The sequence below is a fragment of the uncultured Ilumatobacter sp. genome (genome assembly GCF_963980585.1).
Classification (GTDB): domain Bacteria; phylum Actinomycetota; class Acidimicrobiia; order Acidimicrobiales; family Ilumatobacteraceae; genus Ilumatobacter_A.
The window spans coordinates 31,808-46,569 of the sequence record NZ_CAXCAM010000015.1 but is presented as its reverse complement, the minus strand read 5'-3'; the positions used below and the strand labels follow the sequence as shown (position 1 = coordinate 46,569).

The 14,762-nt window shown below is 63.2% G+C and carries 11 protein-coding genes; 7 read left to right on the top strand and 4 right to left on the bottom strand.

The features are described from left to right. Positions 1-28: 28 nt before the first annotated feature. Positions 29-1,264, top strand: coding sequence for a class I SAM-dependent rRNA methyltransferase (locus ACH2DW_RS06900; RefSeq protein WP_394928991.1), 1,236 nt, complete (start codon positions 29-31; stop codon positions 1,262-1,264). Between the two features lie 35 nt (positions 1,265-1,299). Next, positions 1,300-2,217: an alpha/beta fold hydrolase gene (locus ACH2DW_RS06895; protein ID WP_394928990.1), complete on the top strand. Its 918-nt coding sequence runs from the start codon at positions 1,300-1,302 to the stop codon at positions 2,215-2,217. Here ACH2DW_RS06895 and ACH2DW_RS06890 read toward each other — a convergent pair. Together ACH2DW_RS06890 and ACH2DW_RS06885 are read right to left on the bottom strand one after the other, a co-directional pair. Then, positions 2,214-3,695: a hypothetical protein gene (locus tag ACH2DW_RS06890; RefSeq protein ID WP_394928989.1), complete on the bottom strand. Its 1,482-nt coding sequence runs from the start codon at positions 3,693-3,695 to the stop codon at positions 2,214-2,216. The genes ACH2DW_RS06895 and ACH2DW_RS06890 overlap by 4 nt on opposite strands. Before the next feature lie 82 nt (positions 3,696-3,777). Beyond that, entirely contained in the window at positions 3,778-4,839 is a 1,062-nt protein-coding gene (locus ACH2DW_RS06885; protein WP_394928988.1) for a mechanosensitive ion channel family protein, read from the bottom strand. A gap of 127 nt (positions 4,840-4,966) precedes the next feature. On the opposite strand from ACH2DW_RS06885, the gene ACH2DW_RS06880 reads away from it, so the two are divergent. The 5 genes from ACH2DW_RS06880 (at position 4,967) to ACH2DW_RS06860 (ending at position 12,075) form a co-directional block, all read left to right on the top strand. Beyond that, entirely contained in the window at positions 4,967-6,211 is a 1,245-nt protein-coding gene (locus ACH2DW_RS06880; RefSeq protein WP_394928987.1) for an acyl-CoA dehydrogenase family protein, read from the top strand. 236 nt (positions 6,212-6,447) lie between these two features. Next, the gene (locus ACH2DW_RS06875) at positions 6,448-7,767 is read left to right on the top strand and encodes a UDP-glucose dehydrogenase family protein (RefSeq protein WP_394929012.1); all 1,320 of its coding nucleotides are present in this window, start codon (positions 6,448-6,450) and stop codon (positions 7,765-7,767) included. Further along, on the top strand, positions 7,767-8,708 hold the full coding sequence (locus tag ACH2DW_RS06870) for a UDP-glucuronic acid decarboxylase family protein (protein ID WP_394928986.1): 942 nt from the start codon (positions 7,767-7,769) through the stop codon (positions 8,706-8,708). The genes ACH2DW_RS06875 and ACH2DW_RS06870 overlap by 1 nt, the downstream gene beginning before the upstream one ends. Positions 8,709-8,866: 158 nt before the next feature. Next, entirely contained in the window at positions 8,867-10,162 is a 1,296-nt protein-coding gene (locus ACH2DW_RS06865) for a chloride channel protein (RefSeq protein WP_394928985.1), read from the top strand. 74 nt (positions 10,163-10,236) lie between these two features. Beyond that, positions 10,237-12,075 (top strand): carboxyl transferase domain-containing protein, encoded by a 1,839-nt coding sequence (locus ACH2DW_RS06860; protein WP_394928984.1) that lies wholly within the window; start codon positions 10,237-10,239, stop codon positions 12,073-12,075. A gap of 16 nt (positions 12,076-12,091) precedes the next feature. Here ACH2DW_RS06860 and ACH2DW_RS06855 read toward each other — a convergent pair whose 3' ends face one another. Continuing rightward, complete coding sequence (locus tag ACH2DW_RS06855; RefSeq protein WP_394928983.1) at positions 12,092-13,090, bottom strand: lysophospholipid acyltransferase family protein; 999 nt, start codon at positions 13,088-13,090, stop codon at positions 12,092-12,094. 12 nt (positions 13,091-13,102) lie between these two features. After that, a complete protein-coding gene (locus ACH2DW_RS06850; RefSeq protein ID WP_394928982.1) occupies positions 13,103-14,689 on the bottom strand; it encodes a lactate racemase domain-containing protein in 1,587 nt (528 codons plus the stop codon). Positions 14,690-14,762: the final 73 nt, after the last annotated feature.

The following is a 14,762-nucleotide window of genomic DNA, read 5'->3' as shown; positions in this document are numbered from 1 at the left end:
ACGGACGGGGCGGCCGTAACCTCACCTGGTGCTCGAATCGCTCCCGCAGGTCTCTGACCGCCGCCTCGCCGTCCGCATCACCGCGGACGCGCTCCGGCACGTACGCGCGGGACACCCCTGGGTGTTTGATGAGTCGGTCGCATCGGTGAATCATGATGGTGCCCCGGGCGACCTCGCGGTCATCTTCGACAACGATCGACGGTTCGCCGCGATTGGCCTCTATGACCCGAACGGTCCGATCGCCATCCGCATCCTGCACGTCGGCAAGCCTGCAACCATCGATGCAGACTTCTGGACGCAAGCAATCGCCGCGGCTCGACAGATCCGCCAACCACTCGTGGACGCCGAGTCCGCTGGGCACCCGGCTTTCAGGCTGATCAACGGCGAAAACGACGGGTTGCCCGGCTTCGTGGTCGACCAGTACGACACCACGCTCGTCGTCAAGTTGTACTCGCCGGTCTGGTTTCCGCACCTGGCCCTGTTGACAGATGTGCTGATGACCACCACCGATGCAACGTCGGTGGTCCTCCGGCTCGGGCGCAACGTCGCTGCCGGTGAGACCTACGGACTCGATGACGGCGACGTGATTGCCGGAGAGATTCCCGACGGGCCTGTGTTGTTCACGGAAGGCGGGCTCATTTTCGAGGCCGACGTTCGCACCGGACAGAAGACGGGCCACTTCCTCGATCAACGTGCTAATCGGCTCCGGCTCGGACGGCTCTCTCGCGATCGCGACGTCTTGGACGTGTTCGCGTCAACAGGCGGCTTCAGTGTGCACGCCGCCGCAGGGGGAGCGCGCAGCGTCCACAGCGTCGACATCTCCGCCCCGACGCTTGCGATTGCCGAGCGCAACATGGCCCACAACGCGGCACGAGCCGAGGTGGCCGCGTGTGAACACACCACCGAAGTCGGCGATGCCTTCGATGTGATGATCGCCCTCGCCCGGGCTGGGAAGACCTACGACATCGTGATTGTCGATCCGCCGTCGTTCGCACAAAAACAGTCGAGTGTCGACGTTGCCGTGCGGGCCTACACCCGGCTCACCCACATTGGACTTCGCCTCGTGCGTCCCGGTGGAATCTTCGTCCAGGCCTCGTGCTCGAGCCGGGTCTCTGCCGACTTGTTCTATGCGACGGTGCTGGATGCTGCCGACGCGGCGGGCCGCGACCTCCGCCAGCTCGTCCGCACGGGCCACGACATCGACCACCCGGTCACCTTCCCCGAGGGCGCCTATTTGAAAGCCGGCTTCTTCCGCGCTCTCTGAGATGCTCGCGACCTCGCTGGCGTACGCTCGGCGACATGGCATCGGTGGAAGCAAACGGCATTACGATCGAATACGAGACAACTGGCGAAGGCGAACCGCTGCTGATGGTGATGGGCCTGGGTGGCCAGCTCACTGACTGGTCCGATGGATTCATCGACCGGTTCGTTGCTGCAGGTTTCCAAGTGATCACGTTCGACAATCGTGATCAGGGTCTCTCCACCGAGTTCGACTGGGAGCCGCCCACCCAAACGCGAGCGGTGCTTGCAACGCTGGTCAAGCGTCCGCCAAAGGCCGGCTACCTGATCACCGATATGGCCAATGACGCCATCGGTCTGCTTGACGCGCTCGGTATTGAGCAAGCACATGTCGTGGGGATGTCGATGGGCGGCATGATCGCGCAGACCATCGCAATCGAGCATCCGCAGCGTGTGCGATCACTGACGTCGATCATGTCCAACACCGGTGACCGCAAGAGCGGTCGGATCGCTCCGTCAATCATGCCGAAGCTGGCAAAAATGCCGACGCCGAACCGCGCGACCGCAGCGCAGCGCTCGGTCGACATGTTTGCCCTCTTCAGCGGGTCCCACTTCGACCCGTCAGAGCATCTGCGCCGCTCCCAGATCAGCGTCGACCGGTCATTTCGGCCTGCGGGCACAGGCCGCCAGACGGCGGCCATCATGGCGAGTCCGGACCGAACACCAGCGCTGCGCAAGCTTGACCTTCCCGCGCTCGTCATCCATGGGTTGATGGACAAATTGGTGCGGCCGAGCGGTGGTACGGCAACTGCTGCGGCGATTCCTGGCTCTCGGCTGTTGATGTTCCCTGACATGGGCCACGACGTGCCCGAGCCGCGCCAGCAAGAAATCGTTGACGCCATCCGGCGCAACGCCGACTCCGCCCGACCAGCCGCTCGCTCGTCGTCGACGAGTCGCTCGTCGTCGACGAGTCGCTAGTCGTCGACGAGAATGTGTCCGACCGGAACCGCGCGGCGGACGTAGCCGAGTACCGGTGAGGCCCGCACGGTTGCGTTCGCTCCCTGGGGGATGGCATTGCGCTCGCCTGCGCGCCATGCCACAACCGTGTCTGAGGTCCCATCGTCGATTGCCACGAACAGCGTGTATCGATCGCGTTCGATGAGCCTGCGAATCAAACGAGGTAGTGGCGCCACTTCGGCAGGTTGACGAGCCCGGAGCACGACGCCGGTCCGTTCGACGGTGCTGAACACGTCGGCAGCGCCAGCGATGGCAACGAAGACGCCGGCCAGGATGGGGGCGAACGTGAGCACGGTGAGCCCTGTTGCCACGTCTGCGATGAGCCAGTCCTGTTCCGGGAAGCGCTCGTACAACGAATCCAGAGTGTCGCCACGGGCGGCGTCGCTGAAGAACCGTCGGAGACGCAATCCGACGAACGCAGCGACGAGTCCGGCGACCATCGCGACCACGGGGTGCAGGCCGTACCCGAGACGCGTTGGATATTTCACTCGCACCAAACGTGCGTGCTGGCCAACGTTGCTCCACGCGCGGTGGTGGTCTTCGCGGGCCAAGGGCAGCTCGACCGCTGCGCCCTCGGCGAGGCACATCGCCGAGGCGTAGCCGAGACTGCGATCACCGACCTCGATCGCGCTGGGGGCCATCGGCCCGTAGTCGGCCTCGACCAGCTGCTGACGGACTGCCAGCCATTCTCGCGTCGCCGCAAGGCCCGCCTCGGTATGAGTGAGGGAGTGGTCGATGGCGTGACGAACGATGCGATAGCCAAGTGCCGCCACGCCGAGGAGCGCTGCGAAGAACCACGCCCGACGCTCGATCGAGTCGACGACGGCGACATCGACGTCACCGTCGCGCGCCGCCCAGATGATCAACCCAGCGAGAACGACGAGCACGGCAGGGGCAGCCAGCAGCTGCGCCGTCCAACGTCGACGCAAGAGTCCGGCCTGCTGGGCGTCGTCGACAACGAGGGAACGGAACCGACGCCACCATGCACCCTTGACGTCAACTGCCAGAAATCGCACGGGAATCGCTCGGTCGGTCGTGAACCGGGCCATCACGTGTTGCAGTACGAGGCGCTCGTGGGGGAGGAGCGCATCTCCCTCATAGGCCGTGGCAGCGGGTCGCACCCGACCCAGGTCATCATCGTCGTCGGCCGGTGGCAGTAGGCGCAGCCAGCCGCGAGCGGCCAGATCGATGAGGGTGGCCCGGAACCCTGATGCCGTCAGCGTTGCATCATTGGTCAACATGTTGACGACGGCGGGTGATTCTCTGCGGAGCTCGCCGGGGTGATCCGCCGGCTGCGGGCGAGTGGGAGCGACGTGACGTTCAGCGAACCAGAGGCCGATCGCCGCGATGGCGAGCAGGAGGATTCCAATGACGAGGCCGCGACCGGATGGCGTAGCGGAGACCACGTCCCAACCCAGCGCCACCATGCCGATCAACATTGCGACATTGTGGCAGCCGCCAGCGCGCGGCGCAGCTTCTTTGACGAAAGCCGGGGAATCTTGAAAGAGCTGGGCACGGTGGTCACGTGCCGGCGTGATCGCCGATCGTTTCTGATCCGTCGCCGGTGTTTGCCTCGCTCTCGCCGCGCATCCACACGGTGCGTTGTGGGAACGGAATTTCGATCCCGGCATTGTCGAACGACGATTTGAGTGCTTCACGCAGCCGTCGCTGCAGAGCCCACTGCGAGCCCGGTGTGGTCTTCACGATCATGCGCATCGTGATGCCGTCAGCACCCAAGGCTTCGACGCCGAGCACAATCGGATCCTCAAGTACGTCCGCCCTCCACGCTTCGGATCGGCACACCTCCTGTGTGGTGCTCAGCATCAGCTCACGCGTTTCGTCAAGGTCGCTGTCGTACGCGACATCGACATCGACGAGCGCAACCGACCAGAGTTGGGACGTGTTGCCGACCCGTCGAACTTCACCGTTGGGCACGTGCCAGACAGTTCCGTTGAGGCCGCGGAGCCTGGTGACTCGAAGCGTCACCTCTTCGACTTCACCAATTGCCTCGCCGAGATCGACGAAATCGCCAATCCCATATTGGTCCTCGACCAGCATGAACAGTCCGGCAATACAGTCCTTGACCAAACCTTGGGCACCGAACCCAAGAGCCACGCCAGCGATGCCAGCCCCGGCGATGAATGGGCCAAGATCGAAACCCAGTTCACCAATGATCAAGATGGTCGCGACCGTCCAGATCAACACCGCCAGCGTGCTGCCGACGACGTTCGCGATCGAGGCGGCCCGGGCCTGCCGGCGGGGATCGGGTTCCTCGCCGCTGATCGTCTCGGGGAGATCAATGCCGATCTGGCGGAGACGACGAGCAGCTGCTGAGCTGTCGGAGTCCACGAATTTCTCGACCGCACGAAAGACATAACGTCGGGCGAGCCGACTTGATATCCACGCAACGGCGAGAATGATCAGAATCGTGAGCGGCCGATGAAGCACCCAGTCAACGACTTGGGTCAAGTCCTCGTTGCCGTCAGTGAGGTCGTACACCTGCTCGCAAATGAACGAGGGGTCATCACCGCATCCCTCCTCGAGTGTTTCGAGCAATCCTGGCGTCGCGGCAAATGCAAGCACGCTTCGAAGGTACCCAGCACGAAGATACGGAAGCGGGATGCTGGCAGGGTCTCTTCGGCGTCCATGACGTGACGTGTGTCGTCGGGCCAACTTCGTGACGACAACGGCCTTCTGCGACACTGCACGAATGACCGCAACACTCAACGAGACCGACGCCGCTGCCGGATCGAGATCCGTCGATCCCGAGACGCAACGGGTCAATGATGCGCTCGACGCGCTGCTCGCCGCTCACGACCCCTCGACAATGGACAACGCCGAATTTCGTGGCGCTCGATTCGACGCCGGACTGGCCTGGGTCCACTTTGCCGAAGGTGACGGAGGACTCGGGCTGCGCCCCGAATTGAACCGCATCGTCGAGCGTCGCCTGAAGGAGGCCGGAGCGAAGCCGACTGACCCGAGCACGTTCTTCATGGCGCTGGCAGGGCCGACGATTGCGACGCACGGCGATGACGCCGTGAAAGAACGCTTTCTCCGCCCGATGTTCACCGGCGAAGAGAAGTGGTGTCAGCTGTTTTCCGAGCCTGGTGCAGGATCTGACTTTGCTGGACTCGGTACCCGCGCCGAGCGCGACGGCGACGAATGGATCGTCAACGGCCAAAAGGTGTGGAACACGTTGGCGCACGTCGCTGATTTCGGGATGCTGGTCACCCGCACAGATCCTGAGGCACCGAAGCACAAGGGCATGACCTACTTCGCACTCGACATGCGCGCCGAGGGTGTCGAAGTTCGGCCATTGCGTCAGATCACGGGTGAGGCAGAGTTCAACGAGGTCTACATGACCGACGTCCGCGTGCCGGACGACTGTCGCGTCGGAGCGGTCGGCGAAGGCTGGCGGGCCAGCCTGACCACGCTGATGAACGAGCGCAACGCCATTGGCGGCGGCGGCGGCGGTGTGCCCCGGCGCGGCGGCGCGGCGAACGACGCCGTCGAAGTATGGGAAGCCATGGACGAGTCACGCAAGGACCCGGCCACCAAGGATCGACTGATGCAGTTCTGGGTTGAGGCCGAAGTCGGCCGCCTGACCAACATGCGCGCAAGCCAGAACGCGCGGTCCGGAAACCCCGGCCCTGAAATGTCGATTGCCAAGCTGGCGTACTCGCAACTGAACATGGGGCTGTACGAGTTCTGTATGAACTTGCTCGGCGCCGACGCCTTGATTGACTACGACTACACCTTCCGTCGTCCTGAGGAATCCATTGCGAGCGGCTCTGCGCACGGACTGCGCTACGCGTTTCTCCGAGTTCGTGCAAACTCCATTGAAGGCGGCACGTCAGAGATCATGCGGAACATCCTCGGTGAGCAGGTCCTCGGACTCCCCGGCGAGCCCCGTGTCGACAAGTCCGTGCCCTGGAACGAAGTTCCGCGCAACTGATCAACAATCGGAACTCGCGGTCCACCGACTGCTCTCCGACTGCTCATTCCGACTGCTCTCGGAGGTGTCAGACGTCCGTGGCTCAGTTCGTGTTGGAGGAGCCGTCTCAAGTTCGTTGAGAATCGGCCGATATCCTGACGGGTCCTGACCTTCGTGGTGCCGGGACCGACGAACGGTTTCATCGGCACGAAAGGGCGGGCGCCATGTCCGACATCATCACTCGAGGTTTCACTCCTATGCCAGATTCGTCGATTCGTTTGGGTGTGGTGGGGACCGGCTATGTGGGTTTGACGACGGGTGCGTGTTTTGCGCATATGGGTCATCACGTGGTGTGTGGTGATATTGATCAGCGCAAGGTCGACATGTTGAATGCTGGCCATATTCCGATTGTGGAGGACGGCTTGGAGCAGGTCGTGACCGATGCTCGAGGGTTGGGTCGTCTCGAGTTCGTGTTGGGTGCCGAGGCTGCTGCGGTTGATGCCGACATCGTGTTTTTGTGTGTGCCGACGCCGCAGGGTGAGGACGGTTCAGCGGATCTGTCGTATATCGAGGCGGCGGCTGGGCAGATTGCGCCGGTGTTGAAGCCTGGTGCGGTGGTGGTGAACAAGTCAACGGTGCCGGTGGGTTCGACGATTGCTGTTGAGCAGGTGTTGCAGCGATCTGACGTGTTCGTGGTCTCGAATCCGGAGTTTCTGCGTGAGGGCACTGCTGTTGGCGATTTCTTGTTGCCCGATCGGGTGGTGATTGGTTCCAGTGACCGTGGGGCAGCGGAGAAGGTTGCTGCGCTCTATGACGGCATCGACACGCCGATCATCATTACGGATCCGTCCTCGGCGGAGACGATCAAGTACGCGGCGAACGGTTTCTTGGCGATGAAGATCTCTTTTGTGAATGCGGTGGCTGCGATGTGTGAGGCGGTGGGTGCCGATGTTGCAGCCGTTGTCGACGGGATTGGTTCTGATAAGCGGATTGGCCGGCAGTTCTTGAATCCGGGCCCGGGTTGGGGCGGGAGTTGTTTCCCGAAGGACTCTCGTGCGTTGGTCAAGATCGCCGAAGATCATGGCTACAACTTTTCGATGATGCGCGGTGTGGTCGAGGTCAACGACGAACAACGTGCCCGGATGGTCGACAAGGTCGCCAGGGCGGTGGGTCGACACCATTCGAATTTGGAGGGTGTGACTGTTGGTGCGATGGGGTTGACGTTCAAAGCTGGCACTGATGATTTGCGTGAGTCGCCGGCAATGGCGATCATTGCCGAGCTGCGCAAGGCTGGGGCGCGTGTGCGGGCGTTCGACCCGACAACGTGCGGTGAGCTCAGTCCACATCAGGCGGTCGCGTTGGATGGCATCGAGTTGTGTTCGGAGCTGATCGAGGTCGCTGACGGCGCTGACGTGCTGTGTGTGTTCACGGAGTGGCCAGAGTTCGCGAAGATCGATTTGGAAGATGTTGCTGAACGGGTGGGTGCGGGGACCACACTGGTGGATATGCGCAACATGTTCGATCCGTGGAACGTCAAGCGAGTCGGACTCGGTTACGACGGCGTCGGACGCCGATAGTGCGCGTCGTCGTTGCCGGCGGTGCGGGCTTCCTCGGATCGCATCTTTGTGATGCTCTGATCGACCGCGGCGACGAGGTCGTCTGCGTCGACAACTACATCACCGGTCGTGCCGCCAACGTTGCGCATTTGATCGGTCACGACTCGTTCACGTTGATCGAGCAGGACATCGTCGTGGCATGTGACGTCGACGGTGACGTCGATGCAGTGATGAACTTGGCCAGTCCGGCATCACCGAAGGACTACTACGCGTTCCCGATCGAAACGCTTGATGTCGGCAGCATCGGTACACGCAACCTGCTCGAACTCGCCGATCGCAAATCGGCAACGTTCTTCATGGCGTCGACGAGTGAGGTCTATGGAGACCCGCTGGTGCATCCTCAGCCCGAGACGTACTGGGGTCACGTCAACTCGATCGGTCATCGTTCGATGTATGACGAGGCAAAGCGTTTCTCTGAGGCGTTGACGATGGCTTATCACCGCAGCAAGGGCGTTGACGTGAAGATCGTTCGGATCTTCAACACCTATGGTCCGCGCATGCAGCCCGACGATGGTCGGGTCGTGTCGAACTTCATCGTGCAGGCGCTGCGTGGTGAGGCGCTCACGATCTACGGCGATGGTCAACAGACACGCAGCTTCTGCTACGTCGCTGATGAGGTGCGCGGTTTTGTCGCCCTGCTCGACAGTGACCAGACCGGGCCAATCAACATCGGCAACCCTGTCGAATTCACCATGCTCGAGCTCGCTGAAATTGTGGTCGAACTGACCGGCTCCACCGCTGGTCTCGTCCACGAACCGCTGCCGAGCGACGATCCGAAGCAACGCCAGCCCGACATCACCCTCGCAACACGGCACCTCGACTGGGCGCCGACGATCGCACTCCGCGCAGGGCTTGCGAAGACGATTCCGTACTTCGCCGACGAGCTCGCTCGTCAATCCTGACCGCGCCCGGCTGCCAAGCTGAACGCATGAGGCGATCGAGCCGCGGGAGTGTCAGGCCTGCATCGAATTGGCCAGTTGAGCGACAAACTTGAACAGACTGCGACGAAGCCGGCGCAGCCTGCGAAACATGTTGTGTTGAAGGCGTAGAGTCGGAGGTCGTGTGGCGACCCAAGGTGATGACGGCGATGACGCCCGCCGCCTTCGACATCCGCACGGGCGAACTACGCGACCTTGTTCGGCGATCACGCGAAGTCGTGTTGCTGGCTGCGGTCACCGGAGCAATCACCGGACTCGGCGTCCGTTTCTTCGAATTTGTCGTCGCCGAGGTGGCTTTCGACAGAGTGCTGCACGGTCCACTCTGGTTCGCCGCCATCGCGCCGGGCCTCGGACTGGTTGCGGCGGCACTCATCCTCCGGATCGTTGGCAACGGCGCATCGCCAGCTACCTCGGATGAATACCTGCGCGCGTTCCACGACTCGGAATACCCACTCCGACCCCGAGCCTTCATCGGTCGCATCATGGCGGCAATCGCGACGCTTGGCATGGGTGGGGCAATGGGGCTGGAAGGCCCGTCGATGTACGGCGGGTCGGCGATGGGTGCGTTCATCCAGCGGCGGCTCCCCGCTGCCTTTCGAGGCGCCGACTACCGAACGCTGCTCGTCGCGGGGGCCGCTGCTGGTGTCGCGGCGATTTTCAAGGCGCCCGCCACCGGTGCGATCTTTGCTCTTGAAGTTCCGTTTCGCGACCAGATGGCACGACGCATGCTGCTCCCGGCGCTGGTTGCGTCGGCATCGGGCTATCTCGTCTTCGTTGCCTTCAGCAGCACCAAACCCATCTTCTCCTTCGACACCGACCGGGCCGTTGCGTTCCAGTACAAGGACCTGGCGGGTGCTGTGTTCATCGGTATCGGGTGTGCGCTCGGCGCACGCGCATTCTCGCGACTGATCCGCATGGCCAAGGCCTTCACGCTTCGCCCGATCACGGTCCGACTGGTGATCACGGGAGCGTCGCTCACCGGTCTCTTCATGCTGACCCGGGCACTGACCGGCGAGAGCCTCACGCTCGGGTCCGGCTATGAGGTGTTCGGCTGGCTGGGTGAGGAGCATGCCATCTGGCTGCTCGCCGCGATCTTCTTCATTCGATGTCTCTCGACGGCAGTGACCCTCGCCGGCGGCGGCGTCGGCGGTGTATTCATTCCGCTCGTGGTTGGCGGAGCCATCGTTGGGCGCGGTGTGGGCGACATCATCAACCCGCTTGACCCCACCTTGTACGTCATTCTTGGCGTGGCGGCATTCCTCGGCGCCGGCTACCGCGTGCCGCTCGCCGCTGTCATGTTCGTTGCCGAAACGACGGGACAGCCAGGTTTCATTGTGCCCGCGCTTTTCGCAGCTGTCGCCGCTGAACTCGTGATGGGGGATCAGTCGATCACCACCTTCCAACGCTCACCTTCGTAGCACGCTGACTTCAGCAGACGGCCAACAGACTCACCGCTTCGGGGCAGAGGGGGCGAGTGCTGTAAACACTGGCGATGACGATTGACGTGGTGTCGGAGTTGCAGGGAACCGTGGTGGCGTTGTTGGCGCGCCCGGGTGAAGCGGTGCGGTTTGGCGGGGCTCTGGCGCTGGTTGAGTCGATGAAGATGCACCACGAGGTGGTTGCTCCCGCTGATGGGGTGGTCGCGTCGATTGCGGTTGTCGAAGGCGCGACGCTCGCTGTTGGTGACGTCTTGATGTCGCTCGGCGACCCGGTGGACTCCGATGACGACGCAACGCTGCCGCCCCCCGACATTTCCTCGGCGATGGCGCTGCCGACTGGACTCGACCGGCCCGATCTGACCGAAGTCATCGAGCGACATGAGGGTGGGCTCGACGCGGCGCGACCGGAGGCCGTGGCGAAGCGTCGGCGGCGCGGGAGGCGCACGGCGCGGGAGAACGTTGCTGACCTCGTCGATGAGGGGAGCTTGATCGAGTACGGGCCGCTCGTCATTGCCGCGCAGCGTCGGCGACGGGACCTGGCCGACCTGATCGAGAACACACCGGGCGACGGACTCGTTGCCGGTATCGGAGACGTCAACGGGGATCTGTTTGCTGACGAACGCACACGCAAGTGCATTGCGATGTCGTACGACTACACCGTGCTTGCCGGGACCCAGGGTACGCAGAACCACCGCAAGAAGGATCGACTGTTCGAGCTGGCTGAGCAGCTCCGCTTGCCGGTGGTGTTCTTCACCGAAGGTGGTGGCGGCAGGCCCGGCGACACCGACCAACTCGGGGTGAGTGGCCTCGACTGCCTGGCATTTCTCTGGTTTGCCGAGTTGTCGGGGACGGTGCCGCTCATCGGCGTCAACGCCGGCTATTGCTTCGCCGGCAACGCAGCCCTGTTGGGGTGTTGCGACATCGTGATCGCCACGGAAGATTCGAACATCGGCATGGGCGGTCCAGCGATGATCGAAGGCGGCGGTTTGGGTGTGTACGAGCCGCTCGAGATCGGTCCGATCGAGGTGCAGCGTGCCAATGGCGTGGTCGACATCGTCGCTGCCGACGAAGCCGAGGCCACCACAATCGCGAAGCGGCTGGTCGGGTACTTCCAGGGCTCGGTTGAATTGTGGGAGTCGCCGGATCAGACCGCCCTGCGCGACGTCGTGCCGCTTGACCGACTCCGGGCCTACGACATCCGGCGCGTCATCGATGGCCTCTTCGACGTTGGCTCGGTCACGGAACTGCGGCGCGACTTTGGCCTGGGCATGGTCACGGCATTGGCGCGCGTCGAGGGGCGGCCCGTGGGGGTCGTCGCCAACAACCCGCACCACTTGGCTGGAGCGATCGATTCCGATGGTGCCGACAAGGCGGCTCGGTTCATGCAGCTTTGCGATGCACACGGGCTGCCGGTGATCACGTTGTGTGACACGCCCGGCATGATGGTCGGCCCCGACGTGGAAGAGACAGCGTTGGTTCGCCATTGCAGCCGCCTGTTCGTGACGGGAGCCAACCTCTCGGTCCCGATGGTGACCGTCGTGACGAGGAAGTCCTACGGCCTCGGCGCCCAGGCGATGATGGGCGGTTCCACGAAGGCTCCGCTGGCTTGCCTGTCGTGGCCAACGGGAGAGTTCGGAGGCATGGGACTCGAAGGTGCGGTGCGGCTTGGTTACCGCAAGGAGCTCGAGGCCGCAGCGAGCGACGCAGAGCGTGAAGCGCTGTTCAACACGATGGTCGATCGGATGTACGAACACGGCAAGGCGGTCAGCGTCGCCACACACTTCGAAATCGACGACGTGATCGACCCGGCCGACACGCGGCGCTGGATCACCACGCTGCTCGCTGCAGCGCCCCCGTCGCGCGGTGAACGGCCCAACATCGACACCTGGTGAGTGTTCGCCTCGCTGCTCAGCCGAGGTCGGGCCAGGTGCGCTTCTGTCTGCGGCGCTTGCTGGCAGCCCCGAGTTTGCGCCGGTCCGCAAGGTCCCAGTCACGTCGCCAGCTGGTGTGCTCCGGGCCGGTCAATGCCGGGCTCGTGCCGCGGGCAGCTCGTTGGCGGGCAGACCAATAGTCGGTGATCGCCTCGTCGCCGAGCACGGTGACGGCAGCTTCGATACGAGCGTTGAACCGCCGGGTCGATTCACCTTCGAGGGGCGAGAGGGCCGAGCCGAACACGATCTTCGTGCTGCCGGGCTTGGGCCACTTCATACCCTTGCCGAAGATGGCGCCGGTGCCGTCGATGAACACGGGCACCACCGGTGTAGCGGTCTTCGACGCCAGGTACGCGGCGCCGCCCTTGAAATCCTGGCCCCAACCGTCAGGGGAGCGGCCGCCCTCTGGGTAGATCACCAGGCTGTAGCCATCAGCGATGAGTCCCGACAGCAGGTCGCTCGAGGTTCGCCCCGTCGACTCGCGGTCGATCGGCACCGCGTTGAGTGACAGCGCCGAAATTGCCGACTTCCACTTCTTGTCGAAGAAGTAGTCAGCAGCAGCGGCGACGACCAGCTGGCGTCGCCACACGGTCGGGATCGACCGGATCATCACGCCGGTGTCGAGGTGACTGTGGTGTGTCGGAGCAAAGATCACCGGGGGCGGATTTTCCAACCGGGTGAGGTCGCTCAACCGGTCGACGCCAGTGACCTCGGGGTTGGTCAGTGCACGCGCTGCGAGGCGAATCGGGCCTTCGGTGATGATTCCGCGCACGCCCGACGCAAGTGGACGGCGTGCCCATTCGGTGTCGTAGTGGGCGCCAAGTCCCGATACCTCGGGTGGCACTTCGACGCCACGCGGCACGGTCGGGGTGCGGTACGGGAACCCGAAGTTGCGCAGTGGTGTGGTGGCCTGACTGAGCGCGCGTTCGGCGGTGCCAGCGAGCCGTTGTGCCCGTTTGATGTGTGAAGAGGCCATTGCCGGAGCGCCCTACTTGACGTCGGCGACCAGGACCGAGGGTACGTGGAGGTGGGTGATCGACGGTGACCGGCCGACAACGTCGCTCGCGATCTCCAAGGCGTCGTTCATCGTCGAAGCGGGCGTGAACCCCAAGCGTCGAACCGTGGGGGCGTCACCGCCGACGATGATGACCTTGCCCGCGTGCTGTTGGCCGTGAGCTCCCCAGTACCAGGCGTAGAACGGATGCACGCCGTGATACGCATTGCCCGTTCGGTAAAGGTGTCGGTACCACTCATCCTCGGCGTACTTCTTCTCCCACTTCTCGCTCATCACCGCAGGGTCGGTCGAGTCGGGCAGCACCTCTTCGAAGAAGTCGATGTAGCTCGGATGGTGGATGGGGTTGAAGTCGGGATACGTCGGGTGCGTCATGATGATGACACCGCCCTCGCGCACCAGCGGTTTGCCGCGGTACATGTTGAACAGGTATCCCAAGCCCATACACATGACGAGGATCGGGTTCATGATGCCCTCAGGGTTGTACGGGCAGATGTAGGGGATGCCCATGGTCAAGATGTCGGTCTGGCCCTCGACTTCAACAAGGTGCTGGGCGTAGACGTTCTTCAGCGTCTCTTCGTGCACGGTCGGTGTGAATCCGGCCTGGACGCTGGTCATCTCATATGGCGACTCGATGCTGTGCATGATCTTGCGGCGTGCCTTGACCGGCATCGCGCTCAGCGATTTCTGCGTGGCGAGGTACGTTGCCCGGTCCTTGGCGTTCCACTCCCATTCGCGCTTCGCGAGGAAGTCAAAGGGCTTGGGGAACGTGTTCGTGTTCAGCGTGGTCTCGACCGTGAACACCTGCGGACCGCTGTCGCGCAGGACCTTGCCCATTCGCCACAAGCTCTTGTGGAGATCGCTGTGATGGCGATCCATCAGGCTGCGGGTGTTCTGCAGCGTCTTCGGGTTGTGGTGAAAGCTCAGGCACCGATACGAAGCGACGCCAGTGGTGATCGACTTCCAGCCACCATCCATGGCGACTTGGTTGACGTTGGCGTAGACGACGAGGTCGGACTCAGCGACACGCTTGTTGATCTCAAGGACCTCGCCTTCCTCGGTCTCGCCGATCACTGCCAGGTTGTCGTAGTCCTCGGCGTCGTGCTGATACAGCGTGCCGCGAGGATGGAAAGCGTCGAAGATGCGATCGCCGAGCACGTGCTTGAGTTCGTAGTCGTGCATCCGCCGGTGCAGACCGAGCGCAGCGATGAGATGGACGTCGTCGACGCCAGCCGCTGCTGCCATTTCGAGCACGGCCTCGATGATGCGTTGACGCGTGTCTGGCTGGCGCATTTTGGGCAAAGAGAGCGACGCGTCGTCAAAGCAAATGGTGAGCTTCATGTCTGGCTTGAGCAGCGTCGGGAGCGGCTCGGCATCCATGGGATTGAGCAGCGCGTTGCGAATGGCGCCGTCGACGTCTTCGATGCCGGCCAGCGGTTCGGGTGGATAGATGACTCGGCTGCGGTCGGCGGGGAGACGTTCGAGGCTGAAGTTCTCGCCGCGCCAGAAGAGCATGGGTGGTGTCGAACGATCGACGTCGAGAACGAATCCTGGGCGTGGCATCAGTGAACACTCTTTCGCAAGGGGGAGTGGGCGTGGAGGGGGGAGTCGGCGTGGAGATGGCGATTCGCTTGGG